This is a genomic window from Nocardioides agri, from assembly GCF_013778305.1.
Classification (GTDB): domain Bacteria; phylum Actinomycetota; class Actinomycetes; order Propionibacteriales; family Nocardioidaceae; genus Nocardioides; species Nocardioides agri.
Genome location: NZ_JACEIC010000002.1, coordinates 673,663 through 691,623, shown reverse-complemented (window position 1 = coordinate 691,623; position 17,961 = coordinate 673,663). Strand labels below are relative to the sequence as shown.

Annotated in this window: 16 protein-coding genes; 13 read left to right on the top strand and 3 right to left on the bottom strand. The window is 73.4% G+C overall.

Annotated elements, in window-relative coordinates:
• The first annotated feature begins 2 nt into the window (after positions 1–2).
• From ilvN to HZF07_RS07870, 3 genes are all read left to right on the top strand, one after another.
• Positions 3–566 carry an acetolactate synthase small subunit gene (gene ilvN / locus HZF07_RS07880; RefSeq protein ID WP_157340723.1) on the top strand — a complete coding sequence of 188 codons (564 nt, stop codon included), beginning with the start codon at positions 3–5 and terminating at the stop codon, positions 564–566.
• 45 nt (positions 567–611) lie between these two features.
• Positions 612–1,640 carry a ketol-acid reductoisomerase gene (gene ilvC / locus HZF07_RS07875; RefSeq protein ID WP_309504655.1) on the top strand — a complete coding sequence of 343 codons (1,029 nt, stop codon included), beginning with the start codon at positions 612–614 and terminating at the stop codon, positions 1,638–1,640.
• 102 nt (positions 1,641–1,742) lie between these two features.
• Entirely contained in the window at positions 1,743–2,924 is a 1,182-nt protein-coding gene (locus HZF07_RS07870; RefSeq protein ID WP_157340721.1) for a hypothetical protein, read from the top strand.
• Here the strand turns inward: HZF07_RS07870 and HZF07_RS07865 are convergent.
• The gene (locus tag HZF07_RS07865) at positions 2,921–3,817 is read right to left on the bottom strand and encodes a hydroxymethylglutaryl-CoA lyase (RefSeq protein WP_157340719.1); all 897 of its coding nucleotides are present in this window, start codon (positions 3,815–3,817) and stop codon (positions 2,921–2,923) included. The genes HZF07_RS07870 and HZF07_RS07865 overlap by 4 nt on opposite strands.
• 32 nt (positions 3,818–3,849) lie before the next feature.
• On the opposite strand from HZF07_RS07865, the gene HZF07_RS07860 reads away from it, so the two are divergent.
• The 3 genes from HZF07_RS07860 to HZF07_RS07850 are packed head-to-tail and all read left to right on the top strand — an operon-like array spanning position 3,850 to position 6,229.
• A complete protein-coding gene (locus tag HZF07_RS07860; protein ID WP_157340717.1) occupies positions 3,850–5,046 on the top strand; it encodes a CaiB/BaiF CoA transferase family protein in 1,197 nt (398 codons plus the stop codon).
• Positions 5,046–5,654: an isochorismatase family protein gene (locus HZF07_RS07855; RefSeq protein WP_157340715.1), complete on the top strand. Its 609-nt coding sequence runs from the start codon at positions 5,046–5,048 to the stop codon at positions 5,652–5,654. Before HZF07_RS07860 ends, HZF07_RS07855 begins: the two co-directional genes overlap by 1 nt.
• Positions 5,651–6,229: a DUF4437 domain-containing protein gene (locus HZF07_RS07850; RefSeq protein WP_157340713.1), complete on the top strand. Its 579-nt coding sequence runs from the start codon at positions 5,651–5,653 to the stop codon at positions 6,227–6,229. Before HZF07_RS07855 ends, HZF07_RS07850 begins: the two co-directional genes overlap by 4 nt.
• A gap of 13 nt (positions 6,230–6,242) precedes the next feature.
• Here the strand turns inward: HZF07_RS07850 and HZF07_RS07845 are convergent, their stop codons facing one another.
• Positions 6,243–7,598: an MFS transporter gene (locus HZF07_RS07845; RefSeq protein ID WP_157340711.1), complete on the bottom strand. Its 1,356-nt coding sequence runs from the start codon at positions 7,596–7,598 to the stop codon at positions 6,243–6,245.
• Between the two features lie 77 nt (positions 7,599–7,675).
• On the opposite strand from HZF07_RS07845, the gene HZF07_RS07840 reads away from it, so the two are divergent.
• On the top strand, positions 7,676–9,307 hold the full coding sequence (locus HZF07_RS07840) for a carbon-nitrogen hydrolase family protein (RefSeq protein ID WP_157340709.1): 1,632 nt from the start codon (positions 7,676–7,678) through the stop codon (positions 9,305–9,307).
• Positions 9,308–9,461: 154 nt separating this feature from the next.
• On the opposite strand, the gene HZF07_RS07835 is transcribed toward HZF07_RS07840, so the two are convergent.
• Positions 9,462–10,172: a GntR family transcriptional regulator gene (locus HZF07_RS07835; protein WP_181644927.1), complete on the bottom strand. Its 711-nt coding sequence runs from the start codon at positions 10,170–10,172 to the stop codon at positions 9,462–9,464.
• Positions 10,173–10,326: 154 nt separating this feature from the next.
• Between HZF07_RS07835 and HZF07_RS07830 the strand changes: the two genes are divergently transcribed.
• From HZF07_RS07830 to HZF07_RS07805, 6 genes are read left to right on the top strand one after another with little or no spacing between them, the layout of a single operon-like run.
• Positions 10,327–11,562: a flavin reductase gene (locus HZF07_RS07830; protein WP_181644926.1), complete on the top strand. Its 1,236-nt coding sequence runs from the start codon at positions 10,327–10,329 to the stop codon at positions 11,560–11,562.
• Entirely contained in the window at positions 11,559–12,845 is a 1,287-nt protein-coding gene (locus HZF07_RS07825) for an acyl-CoA dehydrogenase family protein (protein WP_157340703.1), read from the top strand. Before HZF07_RS07830 ends, HZF07_RS07825 begins: the two co-directional genes overlap by 4 nt.
• Positions 12,846–12,853: 8 nt before the next feature.
• Positions 12,854–14,344, top strand: coding sequence for an aldehyde dehydrogenase family protein (locus tag HZF07_RS07820; protein WP_198346353.1), 1,491 nt, complete (start codon positions 12,854–12,856; stop codon positions 14,342–14,344).
• Positions 14,341–15,234 carry an isocitrate lyase/PEP mutase family protein gene (locus HZF07_RS07815; protein ID WP_157340701.1) on the top strand — a complete coding sequence of 298 codons (894 nt, stop codon included), beginning with the start codon at positions 14,341–14,343 and terminating at the stop codon, positions 15,232–15,234. The genes HZF07_RS07820 and HZF07_RS07815 overlap by 4 nt, the downstream gene beginning before the upstream one ends.
• Positions 15,231–16,433, top strand: a complete 1,203-nt coding sequence (locus HZF07_RS07810) for an FAD-dependent oxidoreductase (RefSeq protein ID WP_157340699.1) — start codon at positions 15,231–15,233, stop codon at positions 16,431–16,433. Before HZF07_RS07815 ends, HZF07_RS07810 begins: the two co-directional genes overlap by 4 nt.
• Positions 16,434–16,441: 8 nt before the next feature.
• Positions 16,442–17,878, top strand: a complete 1,437-nt coding sequence (locus HZF07_RS07805; protein WP_198346352.1) for an aldehyde dehydrogenase family protein — start codon at positions 16,442–16,444, stop codon at positions 17,876–17,878.
• Positions 17,879–17,961: the final 83 nt, after the last annotated feature.

Genomic DNA, 17,961 nt, shown 5'->3' with positions numbered 1-17,961 from the left:
GCATGACCGCCATCGTGCCCGCGACCGGCACCAAGCACACGCTGTCGGTGCTCGTCGAGAACAAGCCCGGCGTCCTGGCCCGGATCGCCGGCCTCTTCAGCCGCCGCGGCTACAACATCGAGTCGCTCGCGGTGGGCCCGACCGAGCACGCCGAGATCTCCCGGATGACGATCGTCGTCAACGTGGAGGAGTCCCCCCTCGAGCAGGTGACCAAGCAGCTCAACAAGCTGATCGAGGTCATCAAGATCGTCGAGCTCGACGGCACCTCGGCGATCAACCGTGAGCTGCTGCTGGTCAAGGTCAAGGCCGACGCCGAGACGCGCGGCCAGGTGCTCGACGCCGTCCAGCTCTTCCGGGCCAAGGTCGTCGACGTCGCCACCGACGCGATCACGATCCAGGCCGTCGGCAACGCCGACAAGCTCGGCGACCTGCTGCGGGTCCTGGAGCCCTTCGGCATCCGGGAGCTCGTGCAGTCCGGCATGGTCGCGATCGGCCGCGGCTCCCGCTCCATCTCCGAGCGCAGCCTGCGCCCGGTCTCCGTTCCGGCCCCGCCTGCCGCGGGCTGACGACGTACCAACCAACCAAGCCCAACCAAGAAGGAGAAGCCCAACGTGGCTGAGATGTTCTACGACGACGACGCGGACCTGTCCCTGATCCAGGGCAAGAACGTCGCGGTCATCGGCTACGGCAGCCAGGGCCACGCCCACGCGCTGTCCCTGCGCGACTCGGGCGTCGACGTGCGCGTCGGCCTGCAGCCGGGCTCCAAGAGCCGCGCGAAGGCGGAGGCCGAGGGCCTGCGGGTCGTCACGCCGGCCGAGGCCGCGGAGGAGGCCGACGTCATCGTCATCCTCGCCCCCGACCAGCACCAGCGGAAGCTCTACGCCGAGGAGATCGCGCCGCAGCTCGCCGCGGGCGACACCCTGGTCTTCGGCCACGGCTTCAACATCCGCTTCGGCTTCATCACCCCGCCCGAGGGCGTCGACGTCTTCATGGTCGCCCCCAAGGGGCCCGGCCACCTGGTGCGCCGTGAGTACGTCGACGGCCGGGGCGTCCCGGTGCTCGTCGCCGTCGAGAAGGACGAGTCGGGCGAGGCCTGGCCGCTCGCGCTGTCCTACGCCAAGGCGATCGGCGGCCTGCGTGCGGGCGGCATCAAGACCACCTTCACCGAGGAGACCGAGACCGACCTCTTCGGCGAGCAGGCCGTCCTGTGCGGCGGCGCCTCGCAGCTGGTGATGTACGGCTTCGAGGTCCTCACCGAAGCCGGCTACCAGCCCGAGGTCGCCTACTTCGAGTGCCTGCACGAGCTGAAGCTGATCGTCGACCTCATGTACGAGGGCGGCATCGCCAAGCAGCGCTGGTCGGTCTCCGACACCGCCGAGTTCGGCGACTACGTCTCCGGCCCGCGGGTCATCACCCCCGACGTGAAGGCCAACATGGAGGCGGTCCTCGCCGACATCAAGAACGGCTCCTTCGCCAAGCGCTTCATCGACGACATGGACAACGGCTCGCCGGAGTTCAACGAGCTGCGCAAGAAGGGCGAGTCGCACCCGATCGAGCAGACCGGTCGCGAGCTGCGCAAGCTGATGGCCTGGGTGAAGAGCCACGACTCGGACTACACCGAGGGCACCGCCACCCGCTGATCGACGCCGCGTCGGCGCAGCCTTCCCCTGGCATCAGGAGAAGGCTGCGCCGAATCGCGCATTGTCGGTAACGCTGCGTGCCCGCCCTACGCTGTGTCGGCCATGAGGCTTCTCACCGCGGGCTCGGCCGCGCTCCTGCTCCTCGCCGGTGGCCTGGCCGCCGCCGCTCCGTCGTACGCCGCGGAGACCTGCCAGGGCCGGCCGGTCACGATCACCGTGACGGCCAACAACGTGCCGATCGAGGGCACCGACGGCCCGGACGTGATCGACGCGACGGGCGTGGCCACCGCCCTGGTTGACGGCAGGGGCGGCGACGACGTCATCTGCTACGGGGCCGGGGCGCTGTCCGTCGTGCACGGCGGGCCCGGCGACGACTTGATCGAGGGAGTCGGCGGGACCGCGTACGGCGACGACGGCGACGACCTGCTCCGCGACGCCACCAGCATGTTCGGGGTGACGCTCGTTCCCGGCCCGGGTGACGACGAGGTGCTCGGCGACGTCGACTCGATCCTGGTCTTCGGCGGCACCGACGGCGTGACGATCTCGGTGCCGACCGGGACGGCCGACGGCGAGGGGCACGACACGTTCAGCGGACCCCGCTCCATCGTCGGATCGCCGGGCCCGGACACCTTCCTCGGTGCGTCCGGCCGGGACGTCTTCATGGGCAACCTGCGCCGGTACGACGCGAGTGCCGCGCCCGACGTGGCCGACGGCGGGGACGGCGACGACCACCTCGAGGCGCACGGCACGCTGCGCGGCGGTCCCGGGGCCGACGAGCTGCGGCTCGACGGGGCCGGCACCGCGCTCGGCGAGGACGGCAACGACAACATCTGGTCGAGCCGAGACGAGGACGACCCCGCGTCCGACATGCGGCTCCTCGGCGGGGCCGGCAGCGACTACCTCAACGTCGACGTCCAGAACGGCCGGCGCTGCGACCCGCAGCGCTGCCACGACGTGGTCGACGGCGGTGCCGACCGCGGCGACCTGATCCGTCTCTCGATGGCGACCCGCGGCCTGCGGCTGGACCTCCGCACCGGGCACGGCCGCTACGGCCGGGTCGGCGTCACCGTGCACGGCGTCGAGAATGTGAAGGCCTCGATGTACGACGACGTGGTGATCGGCGACGCCGGCCCCAACCGGCTGCTGGGCCGGTCGGGCCGGGACGTGCTCGTCGGCGGCGGCGGGGACGACACCCTGCTCGGCGGCCTCGATCGCGACCGGGCGGCCGGCGGGTCCGGAGCGGACCGCTGCCGCGCCGAGGTCTCCCGCGGCTGCGAGCGCTAGCCCGGGAACCCGCCCGCGCGGCCGAGCATGGCCGGTGCCTGCGGGTAGCCGACCAGGTCGCTGATCCAGGTGCCGGTGGCCGCGATCGAGGCCAGGTCGACGCCGGTCTCGACGCCCGAGCGGGACAGCAGGTAGCCGAGGTCCTCGGTGGCGATGTTGCCGGTCGCGCCGGGCGCGAACGGGCAGCCCCCGATGCCGCCGGCGGATGCGTCGAGCACGGTGACGCCCGACTCGACCGCCGCCAGCGCGTTGGCGTAGCCGGTGTTGCGGGTGTTGTGGAAGTGCGCCCGGAGCGGGATCCCGGCGTCCAGCGTGCGGAGGCCGGCGACGATCGACCGCACCTGGGCGGGTACGCCGACGCCGATCGTGTCCGCGATCGCGAGCTCGTCCGGGCCGCCGTCGAGGACGCCGCGGGCGACCTCCAGCACCCGGTCGATGGAGACCTCGCCGTCGAAGGGGCAGCCGAACGCGGCGGCCAGGATCACGGTGGTCGCGAGCCCGGCTGCCCGCGCGTCGTCGGCCATCGCCTGCCAGGCGGCGACCTGGGCGGCGGTGTCGGCGCCCTGGTTCCTCACCGCCAGCCCGTCGGACACGACGACGACCACGGTCGCCTCGTGACAGCCGGCCGCGACGGCCCGGTCCAGGCCGCGCCGGTTGAGCACCAGGCCGATCGAGCGCAGCCGCGGGTCGTCGCGCACCTCGGCCATCACCGCCTCCGCGTCGGCCATCTGCGGCACCCGCTCGGGGTGGGCGAACGCGGTGACCTCGACGCGGGAGATGCCGGCGTCGAGCGCGCGGCGTACCAGCGCCGCCTTGTCGGCCGTGGAGACCAGCGTCCGCTCGTTCTGGAGCCCGTCGCGAGGGGCGACCTCGACGATCTGGATGTCCGCCATGACGCGAATATATCTGATATACGATCCCGTCCATGACGAGTGCGGGGCCGCTGGCCGGAGTCCGGGTGATCGAGGCGGGTCAGCTGCTGGCCGGGCCGTTCGCGGCGACGCTGATGGCCGACCAAGGCGCCGACGTGATCAAGGTCGAGGCGCCCGGCACCGGTGACCCCATGCGGCAGTGGGGGCGGACCGACGGCACCTCGCTGTGGTGGCCGGTGGTCGGGCGCAACAAGCGCACGGTCACGCTCAACCTGCGCGAGGAGGAGGGCCAGGAGCTCTTCCTCCAGCTGGTCGCGAAGTCCGACGTCATCGTCGAGAACTTCCGGGCCGGGACCTTCGAGAAGTGGAACCTCTCCTACGAGCGCCTGCGCGAGGTCAACCCCGGCATCATCCTGGTCCGCGTCACCGGCTACGGCCAGACCGGCCCCTACGCCGCGCGGGCCGGCTACGGCTCGATCGGCGAGGCCATGGGCGGCCTGCGCTACATCCTCGGCGACCCCGACCGCCAGCCGTCGCGGGCCGGCATCTCGATCGGCGACTCGCTCGCGGCGATGCACGCCACCGTGGGGGCGCTCTCGGCGCTGCACCACCGCGACGCCACCGGCGAGGGCCAGGTCGTCGACGCCTCGATCTACGAGTCCGTGCTGGCGATGATGGAGTCGCTGGTGACCGAGTGGGACCAGGCCGGCTACCAGCGCGAGCGCACGGGCGCGATCCTGCCCAACGTGGCGCCGTCGAACGTCTACCCCACCCGGGACGACCAGCTCATCCTGATCGCGGCCAACCAGGACTCGGTCTCCTCGCGACTGTTCGCGATGATGGGCCACCCCGAGTGGTCCGAGCCGGGGCACGCGTACTCCACCCACGTCGGCCGCGGCAGGGACCAGGCCCACCTCGACGAGCTGATCTCGGAGTGGACGGCCACCATCGACGCCGCAGAGCTCCTGGACCTGATGGACGCCGGCGGCGTCCCGGCCGGGCGGATCTACAAGGCCGCGGACATGCTCGCGGACCCCCACTTCAAGGCACGCGACTCCATCGTCCAGGTCCCCGACCAGACCTTCGGGACCCTGAAGATGCAGAACGTCGTCCCGAAGCTCTCGGCGACGCCCGGCTCGATCCGGTGGACCGGCGCCGACCTGGGCCAGTTCAACGACCAGGTCTACGGCGAGCTGCTCGGTCTCTCGCCCGAGCGCCGCGCCGAGCTGAGCGAGGCGGGCATCATCTGATGGACGGCTTCGGTGCTCGGATCGGTTGGGGCTCCAAGCCCGCTGTCGTCGTCGTGGACGTCTGCCTGGCCTACCTGGAGGGCGGCCCGCTCACCGACGCGGGCGGCCGCTTCGAGGCAGCCCGGGCCAGCGCCGAGCGGGTCGTCGAGGCGGCTCGCGCGGGCGGGCACCCGGTCGTCTTCACCACGGTGCGGCTCGCGCCCGGTGGCGCCGACGCCGGCTGGTTCGCGGTCAAGGTGCCGGGGCTGAGCGCGTTCGAGGAGGGCTCGCCGTACGCCGCCTTCCCGGTCGCGCCGGCCCCGCGGCCGGGCGAGGTCGTGGTGAGCAAGCAGTACGCGTCCGGCTTCTTCGGCACCAGCCTGGCGGCGACGCTCAACGCCAACCGCGTCGACACCGTCGTCGTGCTCGGCTTCTCGACCAGCGGCTGCGTGCGCGCGACCGCGCTCGACGCGCTGCAGCACGGCTTCCGGCCGATCGTGGCGCGCGAGGCCTGCGGCGACCGCGAGGCCGCGACCCACGACCAGAACCTCCTCGACCTCGACGCCAAGTACGCCGACGTGCTGCCGGAGCAGGCCGTCATCGACCACCTCACAGGAGCGAGCTCATGACCCTCGTCGACCTCGACGCCGCCGACCTCACGTGGATCGAGCACCACATCGCCGGCTCGGACGAGCCGGCGCGGCTCGTGATGCTGCGCGCCGACGCCGAGCGGCAGACCCGCACGGTGCTCGTCGCCTTCCCGCCCGGCTGGCAGCGCGACGCCGTCGGCCACCAGCCGGCCGGCGAGGAGATGGTGGTCCTCCGCGGCGCGCTGAGCATCAGCGGGCTGACCGCGGGGCTCGACGACTACCTCGTCATCGAACCGCGGGCGACTCGCTCCGCGACCTCGGTCCAGGACGACACCCGCGCGGTCGTGTGGTTCTCCGGCCCCGGTGGCGGCTGGACCGACGGCGCGGCGGACGACGCGGGTACGGCGTACCTCTCGCCACTCGTCGCGGGCGAGCAGCGCGGCCCGCACCCCGACCTCGTGGGCACGGTCGCCGTGCACGACGAGCTCGCCGCGCAGACGTTCCCCGTCGACGTCGACGTGCTGTGGACCTCGGACAGCCACTGGGTGCACGTGCCCGCCGGCGAGGTCGTCCCCGCCCGCGCCGGCCGGGCGGTCGTCCACCACTGGGGCTGATCGACGACTCGCCCTACAGCACGGCGCGCCGGGCGTCCTCGTCGTAGTGCCTGGTCGTCCGCTGGAGCACCACGATCGCGATGAACAGCGGCGGGATGAGCGCGAGCAGCGCGATGCGCAGGGAGCCGACGGCGTCCGACAGCAGGCCGATCATCAGCGGGCCGGCCGCGCCGCCGAGCGTGGTGATGAACTGCAGCACCGCGAAGCCCAGGCCGCGCTGACGGGCCGGGACGACGTCGGCGGACGCGGCGGTGAGGTTGGGGATCGCGCCGGCGAACCCGACGCAGGACAGGGCGACCAACGTCAGCCGGATCGGCAGGCCGGGGAGCAGCACGCAGCCGGTGAGGGCCAGCGCGCCGAGCGCGAGGAAGCCGACGCCGGTGCGCAGCCGCCAGGCCGACCTGGTGCCGTGGTGGCGGTCGCCGATCCTGCTGCCGAGGATGATGCCGATGACGATGCCCATGCCGCCGACGCCGCCGGCGAGGCCGGCCGCCGCGTCGTACTCGAGGTCCTCGGTGCGCTCGAGGAAGGTCGGCAGCCAGTAGAAGAGGCCGCCGAGGCCCAGGTAGAGCATCGAGAGGCTGATGATCACGCCCCGCAGGGAGCCGATCCGCAGCACCTCCTTGGCCTCGCCGAGCATCGAGGCGGTGAGCGTCGTCGTCTCCTCGTGCCCGAGGTCGCCGGTGGTGCCGCGCAGGCGGTCGATGCGGTCGCCGAGGCCGCGCACCGGCTCGCGCAGCGTGAAGACGAGCAGCGCGACGAGCAGGCCCGGCACGGCGACGATGAAGAACACCGACCGCCAGCCGACCGCCTGCGCCAGCGCGCCGCCGAGCGCGACGCCGACCGGGAGGCCCATGTAGTAGCCCGCCCGCTCGAGGCCGAAGGCCTTGCCGCGCGCCTGGCCGGGGTAGTAGTCGGCGAGCAGGCTGGAGGCCGGCGGGTTGTAGAGCTGGCCCGCGGCGCCGAGCAGGATCCGGCTGACGAAGAAGACCGCGAACGTCGTCGCCACGCCGCTCAGCACCGAGCAGAGCGCCCAGACCAGCACCACGAGCCCGACGATCGACGTACGCCGTCCGCGGTCGGCGAGCCGGCCCGCCGGGAGCAGCAGGATGACGCCGGCGATCGCCGAGGCGGTCGGGATGGCGCCGGCGACGGTGTCGCTGAAGTGGAAGTGGTCCTGGATCGCGGGCAGCGCGCCGGCCACCAGGTTGTACTCGACGCGGTCGATGAAGGCGACCAGCGCGATGACGGCCGCCGCCCACCAGCCGAACGGCGCGGCCTTCGTCAGGTCGATGGCGACAGGGGGCCTGCCGGGGAAGGCCGCCACCTCGATCTGCTCCGCGATCTCCGGTTCGGTGGCTTCCGACATGCGGCCTGCTCCTATCGTTCGGGTGACGCGTGTGCGAGGCTGTGCGGGAAGCGTAGATCATATATAGGGAGTTGTGGATGCCGATCGTGCGTGTGGCCGCCGTCCAGTTCGCGGTCACGGAGGACGTCGAGGAGAACCTCGCCACCTGCCTCCGGATGACCGACCGGGCGGTGGCCGAGGGTGCCGAGGTCGTGGTGCTGCCCGAGTTCTGCAACCACGTCTCCTGGTACGACGACCGCGACCACGCCCGGCGGATGGCGCAGACCCTCGACGGCGCGTTCGTGGCCGCGCTCGCCGCGAAGGCCCGCGAGCACGGCATCCACCTGATGGCCAACTGCACGCTGGCCCGCGAGGACGGCCGGACGACCGGCAGCAACATCCTCTTCTCGCCGGCGGGCGGGATCCTCGCGGTCACCGACAAGCAGGTGCTCATGGGCAGCGAGCGCGACCACCTCGACCCCGCCGTCGAGCCGTCGCCGATCGTCGACGTCCCCTTCGGCCGGGTCGGCCTCTACTCCTGCATGGACGGCGTCATCAACGAGACGCCGCGGCTGCTCGGCGTCGCCGGCGCGCAGGTCCTGCTCAACAGCCTGAACTCCTTCGCCCTCGACGAGGCATCGCTGCACGTGCCCGTGCGCGCCGTGGAGAACCGCGTCTGGGTGGTCGCCGCCAACAAGGTCGGCCCGCTGGTGCCCGAGCGGAGCATCGGCACGGTCGCCGAGCGCGTCGGCGTACCCGTGGAGATGCTGCACGGCGCCGGCGAGGCGCAGATCGTGGCGCCCGACGGCACCGTCGTCGCGATCGCGCCGCGCACCGGCGAGGCGGTGGTCGTGGCCGACATCGAGGTCGCGGCCGCCGACGACAAGCGCCGCCCCGACGGCACCGACGTGATGGCCTCGCGCCGCCCCGACCTCTACGGACCGATCCTCGAGGCGCCGCGAGGGCGGCAGCGTCCCGCCGGTGCCGAGGAGCTGGTGACCGCGGTCGTGAGCCCGGCCGACGGGGACGACGTGGCCGGGCTGCTCGCCTCGGCGCTGGACGCCGGCGCCGCGCTCGTCGTGCTGCCCGAGCTGACCGGCCTCGACCCGGACGCGATCGTCGCTGCGCTCGCCGGTTCCTCAGCGGTGGTCGCCACCTCGGTCGCCGACGGCGCCCAGCACGTCGGCCTCGTGCTCTCCGCGGCCGGCGTCCTGCTGCGCCAGACGCAGCTGCACGCCTGCGCGCGTCACGGCTGGTCCACCGAGCTGGGCAAGGGTGTCGAGGTCGCCGACCTCCCGTGGGGTCGGCTCGCGCTCGTCGTCGGCGACGACGCGCTCTACCCCGAGACGTTCCGCCTCGCCGCGCTCCAGGACGTCGACGTCGTCGCCGTGCCGTTCACCGTGCAGGCCGCGGCCGACCTCGACCCGCTGCTGCTCGAGCGCGCGGCCGAGAACCGGGTCAACGTCGCGGTCGCCAGCCGGCGCACGCCGTACGGCGGGGGAGCGCTCTACCCGCTGTCCACCGACTTCACCCTGTGGGCGCCGGGCCGCGGCCCGTTCCGCGGCATCATCAGCCGCCCCGACCCGGTGCTCGCCACCGGCCCGGTCGAGGTCGCCACCCTCCGCCCGGCCTGCGCCACCAATCGGTTCGTCAGCAAGGGCACCGACGTCGTCGACGGCCGCCCGTGGGACCTCGCCGGGGTCCTCGTCGCGCCGGTCGCGTCGGTCTAGCTGCGGCTCGGCGTGGGGACGTTTCATCAAGGGATGAGGGTCAAACTGCGCTTCCCTCGGCGAGCTCGCCACGGGAAGCGCGGCTCGGCCTTCATCCCTTGATGAAACGCCGCCGCCCCGCCCCGCCCCGCGCCGGGCAGCGAGCCGACGGACCTCAGGCCTGGGCGGCCTGGTTCTCCGGACTGCGCTCGAGGGCGGCCATGAGCGCGGTCTCGCTGCTCTCGAGGTGGGCGACCCAGGCGTCGCGCAGCTCCTGAGCCTTGCCGGCCCGGGCGAGGTCGAGGAGCGCGCGGTGCTCGTCGATCCGCGCCTCGGTGGTCTCGGGGGCCTTGTCGAGGTTGTCCATGAGCAGATGCAGGTAGCGGTCGGCCGAGTGCCAGAGGATCTCGAGCACCCGGCGATCGGCGCCACCGGTCACGTCGTCGAGGAGCGCGGAGTGGAAGGCGTGGTGGGCCGCCGCGAGGGAGGCCGGCTCGCGCTCGACGTCGGCGTACTCGTCCAGCGCGACCTGCGCCGCCTCGAGGCGCTCCTCGGACAGGTTCTGCATCGCGCGCAGCGTGAGGTCACCCTCGATCAGCTTGCGCAGCCGATAGATGCCGGAGAGGTCCTCGGGGCTGAGCGAGGCGACCAGCGCCGAGCGGCCGGGGCGCAGGCTGACCAGCCCTTCGCTCTCCAGGCGGCGCAGCGCCTCGCGCACCGGGATGTGGCTGACGTCGAACTGCTCGCACAGCTCCACGATCGAGACCGCCGCCCCCGGCCGGATGTCGCCGTTGAGGATCGCGCGGTGCAGCTCGTCGGTGACCCGGTCCACCAGTGACAGGTGGGCGATCGGGCGGACGGGCGCTCCGGTGCGCGTGCGGACCATGCGGGCTCTCTCCCTCGTCAGCCGCAGCGGCGGCGTTGCGTGCTCGGTTCGTTCGTGCGGCCAATCGTGGCACGTCGCCCGCCATTTGTGCGGAATGGCTTGCCCGAAGATCTTATCCGATATTGTATATTCTCTACCGGAGAGGAGGGTGTGCATGGTCGACCCCACGACGTTTCGCGACGTCATGGCGCAGTGGCCCAGTGGTGTCACCGTGGTGACGACGCTGGTGGACGGCGACTGGCACGGGATGACCGCCAGCTCGTTCTCGAGCGTCAGCCTGGACCCCCCGCTCGTCTCGGTCTGCCTCGACCGCCGCCTCTACTCCCACGGCCTGATCTCGGCGGCCGGGGTCTTCGGGGTCAACGTGCTCGCCAAGGACCAGGCCGAGGTGGCCCGGGTCTTCGCCGGCATGGTGCCCGGCGTCGAGGATCGGTTCGCCGGCGAGTCCTGGACCACGGCCGAGACCGGTACGCCGCTGCTCGACTCCGCCCTGGGCTGGCTCGACTGCCGCGTGGTGCACGAGTACCCGGGCGGCGACCACACGATCTTCGTCGGCGAGGTCCTCGCCGGACACGCGGCGCGGCGTACGGCGCCGCTGCTCTTCCACTCCCGAGGCTGGGGCCAGTTCGCCGACGTGCTGCCCGACGTGGCGACCCTCGCCGACGGGGGAGTCGTGGCCGCGTTGCGCGGTCGCGGCCACTCCGAGGAGGGTGTGCTCTCGGTCGCGGAGGGCCTCGCGGCCAGCGGCGTCCGCGTCCGGGTGCTGGACCTGGCGCGGGACGACCGCGCGCCGGTGGTCGCGTCGCTGCCCGACCGGTCGAGCGCGCTGGTCGCCACGCGCGAGCAGGCCGAGTGGGCCCTCGGCCTCGGTGTCGAGGTCGTCGAGGTGCCGGTCGACCCGAGCGTGCCCGGCGCGGTCGACCAGGTGCTGACCGTCATCGACGGGCTGGCCGACCGCGCCTCGGTCATCGTCCGCAACGCGTTCGCGATCGAGCACGGCGACGCCGTGCTCAACGCGGTGGTGGCGCTCTCCGCCGCGCGCGTGCTCGAGATCGGGATGTCCGACAGCCTCGGCGCGGCCACCCCGCTGCAGGTGCGCGCCGTGCTGCAGGACGCCGTCGGGCTGGCTCGGCCGGTGCCGCTGCGCGCCCGGCTCGGTGACCGCGACCGGCTCGGTCTGGTCAAGGCGCTCACGGCCCTCAAGAGCGGTGTCCACCACTTCAACACCACTCTCGCCGGCCTCGACGGAGCCGTCGCCACCGAGGACCTCGTGCGGCTGCTCGGGGAGCTCGACGTCGACACCCCGGCCGACGCGGCCCAGGTCGGCCTGGCGGCCGACGCCCTCCGTCTCTCACTCGTCCCCACCAACCCCGTAGGAGCAGCAGGATGACCGGTCAACTCACGGCGGAGTACCTCCTCCCGGACCTCACGCCCGCCGAGCGCGGGCGTGCCGAGCGGGTCGAGTCCGTGCTGCCGGCGATCGCCGCCGCGGCCGAGTCGGCCGACGAGGCCGGTGCGCTGCCCGAGGGGCACATCAAGCTGCTCGGCGACGCGGGCCTGCTCGGCCTCGTCGTCCCGGAGGAGTACGGCGGACTCGGCGGCGGGCTGCGCGACCTCGCGGCCACGACGTACACGCTCGGCAAGGCGTGCGGCTCGACCGCGCTCGCCTTCTTCTTCCACTGCTCGTCGTCCTCGCGCGGCCTGCTGCCGCTGGCGGCGCTGGACGCCGGGCTGTACGGCGAGGAGGAGGCGCCGGTCGTCCGTGCCTTCGCCGAGAAGGTGCTCCACCTGATGGGCACCGAGCGCAAGGCCATCGGCAACTTCGCCAGCGAGGCGGTCAAGGCCTCCAACGCCAACGTGCTGATCCGCACCACCGCGACCCGGACCGAGGGCGGCTGGCTGCTCAACGGCGAGAAGTCCTTCGGCTGCCTCTCCGGCTCGGCCGACTACTACCTGGTCACCGCCCGCCGCGAGGACGTCGAGGGCCTCGACGCGCTGACCCTCTTCCTGGTCGCCCGCGACTCCGAGGGCGCCCGCCCGCGTGCGCCCTGGATCGGCCTTGGCATGCGCGCCTCCGACAACAACGGCCTGGTCCTCGAGGACTGCTTCGTCCCCGACGACCTGTCCCTGGCCGTCCCCGGCGCCTTCACCCGGGCCACGTCGATGTCGCGCGGCTCCTGGGTCGGCAACCAGATCGCGATCGCGTCGATCTACGCCGGCGTCGCCCAGGGCGTCTGGGACTACGCGATGGGCCGCACGATGGCCGCGACGTTCGCCGACACCGGCAAGCCGATCGCCTCCAGCCCGATGCACCAGGTGCTCATCGGCGACGGCGAGCAGCATCTGGCCGAGGCGCACCTCTGGCTGCGCCGCCAGATCGAGCTGGAGGCCAGCGACCCGCCGATCCTGCCCAAGAACGAGGTCGTGCAGAGCTGGAAGCTCGCCAAGGGCGCGATCTGCGAGCACGCTCACGAGGTGGCGCTCGCGTCCCTCAAGATGTGTGGCACGTCCGGTGCGCTGATGGGCAACCCGATCGGGCGGGCCGTCCGCGACACCTCGATGGGCCTGGTCCAGGCGTTCCCCGCCGAGCGCGGGAAGCTCGACCTGGCGAAGATGATCGTGGAGAACGAGGGCTGGGCGGGTCTCACGACCACCGACAGCTTCAAGAAGTAGGCGAGGGAGTGCGGAGCGACGTGACCAACATCGAGCTTCCCGAGGCGGGCCAGCTCGTCGCCGGCGAGTGGAGCGCGCCGACCGAGCGCCTCGACCTGGTCCTGGAGGACCCCTACCGCGGCACCTCGCTGGGCGCGGCCGCCGCGACCAGCGACACCGACGTCGAGCGCGCGCTCACCACCGCGCAGGCGGCGTACGACGACGGTGGGTGGCTCACCCTCGACGTCGAGCGCCGCGCAGAGATCCTCGACGCCGTCGGCACCGCCCTCGAGGCCGAGCTGCCGCGGATCGCCGGGCTCGAGGCGTTCGCGACCGGCGTGCCCGTCCGGCAGACCTCGATCGTCGGTGTGATCGTGCCCGGCGCCTTCCACCTCGCCGCGGGCATGCTGCGCGCCGGCGTGCTGCGTGACGACCAGACCTCCGACGCCGGCAACGCCGTCGAGGTGCACCGCCTGCCGCTCGGCCCGGCCGTGTGCCTGGTGCCGTGGAACGCGCCCGCGCCGATGGCCGCCCACAAGGTCGCGAGCGCGCTCGCGGCCGGCGCGCCGACGATCCTCAAGCCGAGCGAGTACGCGCCGTACGGCACCTCCGAGCTCGGCCGCGTGGTCGGCCGGGTGCTCGCCGAGGCCGGCGTCCATCCCGGCATGTTCCAGCTGGTGCAGGGCGGCCCCCATGTCGGTGGCCTGCTGGTCCGCGACCGGAGGGTGCGCGCGGTCTCGTTCACCGGCGGCGCCCTCGGCGGCCGCGCGGTCGCGGCCGCGTGTGCCGAGGACTTCACTGCGCTCCAGCTCGAGCTCGGCGGCAACAATCCGCTCGTCGTCATGCCCGACGCCGATCCGGCGGCCGCCGCCCAGGCCGCGACGGACCTGCTGACCACCCTCAACGGCCAGTGGTGCCGAGCACTCGGTCGGCTGATCCTCCCGGCCGCGATCGCCGACGAGGTGCTCGCGCTGGCGCTCGACCGGCTGGGCAAGCTCACCGTCGGCGACCCGCTCGACCCCGAGACCGACCTCGGTCCGATCGTGCACTCGGCGCACGCGGCCCGGCTGCGCGACGAGATCGCGACCCGCGAGGCCGCCGGCGGCACGGCGCACGCCAGCACCACCGTCCCGGACGGCGACGGCAGCTTCCTGGCTCCGACACTGCTCACCGGCGTGCCCGGCGAGGCGGCCACGGAGGAGATGTTCGGGCCGGTCGCCACCGTGCACACCTACGAGACCGAGGCGGAGGCGGTGGCGCTCGCCAACGGCACGCCGTTCGGGCTCGAGGGCTATGTCGTCGGCACCGACACCGACCGGGCGATGGCGGTGGCCCGCCAGGTCCGTGCCGGCGAGGTGAAGGTCAACGGCTCGACGATCATGAGCCTGCACCTGATGACGCCGCGCCCGGCCTGGGGCCTCTCCGGCCTGGGCGAGGAGGGCACCGTGGAGACGATCCGCACCTTCACCGGCGCCCGCGTCGTCGGCGTCGAGGGCATGACGGCGCTGCACGGCCGATGACGGCTCAGCAGCTCAGAGCGATCCTGGCCGGCCCCGACCTGGTCCACTTCCCGGGCGTGTACGACGCGGTGAGCGCCCGTCTCGCGGCGCGGGCCGGGATCCGGGGCGCGCACCTGTCCGGCGCGGTCGCGTCCGCGGTCGAGCTCGGTCTGCCCGACCTCGGCTTCGTCCACGCGGCCGACATCGCGCGGGTCGCGCGGGCCGTCGTACCGGCGCTCGACGGGCTCCCGCTGCTCGCCGACGCCGACACCGGCTACGGCAACGCGCTGCAGGCACGGGCGACCGCCCGGGCGTACGCCGCGGCCGGGATCGCGGGGCTGCACCTGGAGGACCAGGTCGCCCCCAAGCGCTGCGGCCACCTGGCCGGCAAGCAGGTCGTCGACGTCGCCGAGGCGGCCGCGCGGGTGCGCGCGGCCGTGGAGGCTCACCACGACGGGGCGACCGATGTCGTCGTCGTCGCACGCACCGACGCCCTGGGCGTCGAGGGCGTCGCGTCGGCGACGGAGCGCTGCGTCGCGTTCGCCGAGGCGGGCGCCGACGCCGTGTTCGTCGAGGGGGCGGGCCTGCCGGACCTGGCTCTGGTGGTCGAGGGGGTCACCCGAGCGGCCGGCAGCTGCCCGCCCCTCGTCGTCAACCGGTCCGAGGCCGCGGGCAACGAGGCCCCGCTCGACCAGGCAGCGCTGCGCGAGCTCGGGGTCCGGGTGGTCATCCACCCGGTCTCGGCGCTGCTCGCCGCCGCCCGCGCCCAGGCGGCCGTGTACGCCGCGATCGCGGCCGACGGCGACGCCGGCTCGGTCGACCGCCTCGGCTGGGACGACCTCACCACGCTGGTCGGGCTGCCCGACCTGTTGACCCTCGAGCAGCGGTACGCCGCAGGAGACGCCCGATGACGCACGTCCTTGTTGCAGGTGCCGGCCCCGTCGGCATGACCGCCGCGCTGCTGATGGCGCGCGGCGGCGTCCGGGTGACGGTCCTGGAGGCCGGCGACTCGCTGGCCGGCGAGTCCCGCGCGTCGACGTTCCACCCGCCGAGCCTGGAGATGCTCGACGACCTCGGCGTCCTCGAGCCGCTGATGGAGCGCGGGCTGGTGTCGACCGGGTTCCAGTACCGCGACCGCCGGACCGGCCCGATCGCCGACCTCGACCTCGGCGTGCTCTCCGAGGACACCCGCTTCCCGTTCCGGGTCCAGCTCGAGCAGTCGAAGCTGACCCCGATCATCCTCGAGGTGCTCGAGGGCCTGGACAACGTGACGGTCCACTTCGGCCAGCGCGTGGTCCGCGCCGAGACCGACGGCGCCAGCGCGACGGTGACGACGGAGGCCGGCGACACGTTCACCGCCGACTGGGTGCTCGGCGCCGACGGCGCGAACTCCCAGGTGCGGCAGACCGCCGGGTTCACCTTCGAGGGGATGACCTACCCCGAGCGGTTCCTGGTCGCCTCGACGACCGAGGACCTCGAGTCGATCCTGCCGGGCATCTCGGCGGTCAACTACGTGTTCGACCCGACCGAGTGGCTGGTGCTGCTGCGCACCCCCGAGCACTGGCGGATCCTCTTCCCGACCGACCCGGACACGCCGGACGCGGTCGAGAGCGACCCGGCCCGCGTGCAGGAGCGGCTGCGGGGCGTCGCCGACCTCGGCCGCGACTGGGACGTCCTGCACACCACGCTCTACCGCGTCCACCAGCGGGTGGCCGACACCTTTCGCAATGGTCGGCTGTTGCTGATGGGGGATGCCGCGCACATCAACAACCCGCTCGGCGGCATGGGCATGAACAGCGGGCTGCACGACGCGTACGTCGAGACCACGGCGCTGCTCGAGCTGGTCCGAGGCACGGGCTCGCTCGAGCGGCTCGACGAGGCCTGTGAGGCGCGCCGGCAGGTCGCGCTGTCCTACGTCAAGACGATCACCCACGACAACTGGGAGAAGCTGCGCCAGGACGACCCGGCGGCCATCAGGGCCTACCACGACGAGCTGCGCGAGCTGGCCGCCGACCGCGAGCGGATGCGCCGGCACCTCCTCAACACCTCGATGATCAACTCCCTGCGTGGCGGCAAGGTCGTCGACATGGTCGGTGTCCGGCCCCGATGAGCGGAGCGATGATCGAGCGGGAGAACCCCGCGCGCGTCGACGAGCTGGTCGGCTCGGTCGCGCCCACGGACGCCGCGGGCGTCGACACCGCCGTGGTCCTGGCCCGCGCCGCTCAGCGGGCCTGGGCCGCGACCGACCTCGCCGAGCGCTGCGCCTCGGTGCGCGCCGGCGCGGACCGGGTCGCCGCCGAGATCGACGACCTCGCGGTGCTGATGGCCCGCGAGACCGGCAAGGTGCTGCCGGACTGCCGCGGCGAGCTCGGCTTCGCCGTCACCGTGCTGCGCTGGTCGGCCGACCGCGCCGAGCAGCTGCTGGTCGACGAGGTCGTCGACGACGAGGCCGGCCGCCTGGTCGTCCGACGGCGGCCGTACGGCGTCGTCGCGGCCGTGACGCCGTGGAACGCCCCGATCATCCTCGCCGCGCTCAAGCTCGGCCCCGCCCTGGTCTCCGGCAACGCCGTGGTCGTCAAGCCCTCGCCGCTGGCGCCGTTCGCGATCGCCCGGGTCGTCGCGCTGCTGGGCGACGCGGTGGGGGAGCACCTCGTGCAGGTCGTGCAGGGCGACGCCGGGGCCGCGACGGCGCTGGTCGGGCACCCCGGCGTCGACCGGGTCGCGTTCACCGGCGGCGAGCGGGCCGGTCGGGCCCTCGCGGCGCTCGCCGGGCAGAGCCTGACGCCCTCGCTGATGGAGCTCGGCGGCAACGACGCGGCGATCCTGCTCGACGACGCCGACCTCGGGCCCGACGCGATGGACCGCCTGGTGATGGCGACCTTCGCGACCTCCGGCCAGGTCTGCATGGCGGTCAAGCGGCTGCTGGTGCCGCGCAGCCGGCATGACGAGGTCGTCGACGCCTACCGCGCCGCGGCCGACCGGGTGCTCCGGCTCGGCGACCCCCTGCGCGACGGCGTCACGATCGGCCCGGTCGTCTCCCACGACTCCGCGGTCCGGGTGCAGGGGCTGGTCGACGCCGCGACCGCACGTGGCGCCGAGGCGTTCGTGCTCGGCCACGTCGACGAGGGGACCGACCTCGGCCGCGGTTACTACCTGCGGCCCACGCTCGTCGTCGGCGCGGCCGACGGCGACCGCCTGGTGGTCGAGGAGCAGTTCGGACCGAGCCTGCCGGTGCTCGCCTACGACTCGGTCGACGACGCGGTCGCCCGGGCCAACGCCGGCGACCTCGGCCTGGCCGCCTCGGTCTGGTCGGCCGACGAGGAGCGGGCGTTCTCTGTCGCCGCGCGGCTGGACGCCGGCTTCACGTTCGTCAACACCCACAATCGCACCGGGATGGCGCTGCGCGCGCCGTTCGGTGGGGTCAAGCGCTCCGGCTGGGGCCGCGAGTACGGCGACGAGGGCGTGCTCGAGCACACCCAGCCGTGCGTGGTCCACGCGCCCGGAGCGTTCCGGGCCGGGGGAGCGGGCCTGGGCGCGGCGGCGTACCCCGGCTGACGGCCGGGACTTTCGGTCTGACTTCTGCGGATTGTGCGAAATCTCGGCCGCGAGGCCGCAGAATCGGGGGCAGATCCGTCCAT

Excerpts from the sequence above, each read along its gene's own strand:
- ilvN (WP_157340723.1), top strand. The coding sequence starts at position 3 with ATGACCGCCATCGTGCCCGCGACCGGCACCAAGCACACGCTGTCGGTG.
- HZF07_RS07870 (WP_157340721.1), top strand. The coding sequence starts at position 1,743 with ATGAGGCTTCTCACCGCGGGCTCGGCCGCGCTCCTGCTCCTCGCCGGT.
- HZF07_RS07865 (WP_157340719.1), bottom strand. The coding sequence starts at position 3,817 with ATGGCGGACATCCAGATCGTCGAGGTCGCCCCTCGCGACGGGCTCCAG.
- HZF07_RS07860 (WP_157340717.1), top strand. The coding sequence starts at position 3,850 with ATGACGAGTGCGGGGCCGCTGGCCGGAGTCCGGGTGATCGAGGCGGGT.
- HZF07_RS07855 (WP_157340715.1), top strand. The coding sequence starts at position 5,046 with ATGGACGGCTTCGGTGCTCGGATCGGTTGGGGCTCCAAGCCCGCTGTC.
- HZF07_RS07850 (WP_157340713.1), top strand. The coding sequence starts at position 5,651 with ATGACCCTCGTCGACCTCGACGCCGCCGACCTCACGTGGATCGAGCAC.
- HZF07_RS07845 (WP_157340711.1), bottom strand. The coding sequence starts at position 7,598 with ATGTCGGAAGCCACCGAACCGGAGATCGCGGAGCAGATCGAGGTGGCG.
- HZF07_RS07840 (WP_157340709.1), top strand. The coding sequence starts at position 7,676 with ATGCCGATCGTGCGTGTGGCCGCCGTCCAGTTCGCGGTCACGGAGGAC.
- HZF07_RS07835 (WP_181644927.1), bottom strand. The coding sequence starts at position 10,172 with ATGGTCCGCACGCGCACCGGAGCGCCCGTCCGCCCGATCGCCCACCTG.
- HZF07_RS07830 (WP_181644926.1), top strand. The coding sequence starts at position 10,327 with ATGGTCGACCCCACGACGTTTCGCGACGTCATGGCGCAGTGGCCCAGT.
- HZF07_RS07825 (WP_157340703.1), top strand. The coding sequence starts at position 11,559 with ATGACCGGTCAACTCACGGCGGAGTACCTCCTCCCGGACCTCACGCCC.
- HZF07_RS07815 (WP_157340701.1), top strand. The coding sequence starts at position 14,341 with ATGACGGCTCAGCAGCTCAGAGCGATCCTGGCCGGCCCCGACCTGGTC.
- HZF07_RS07810 (WP_157340699.1), top strand. The coding sequence starts at position 15,231 with ATGACGCACGTCCTTGTTGCAGGTGCCGGCCCCGTCGGCATGACCGCC.
- HZF07_RS07805 (WP_198346352.1), top strand. The coding sequence starts at position 16,442 with ATGATCGAGCGGGAGAACCCCGCGCGCGTCGACGAGCTGGTCGGCTCG.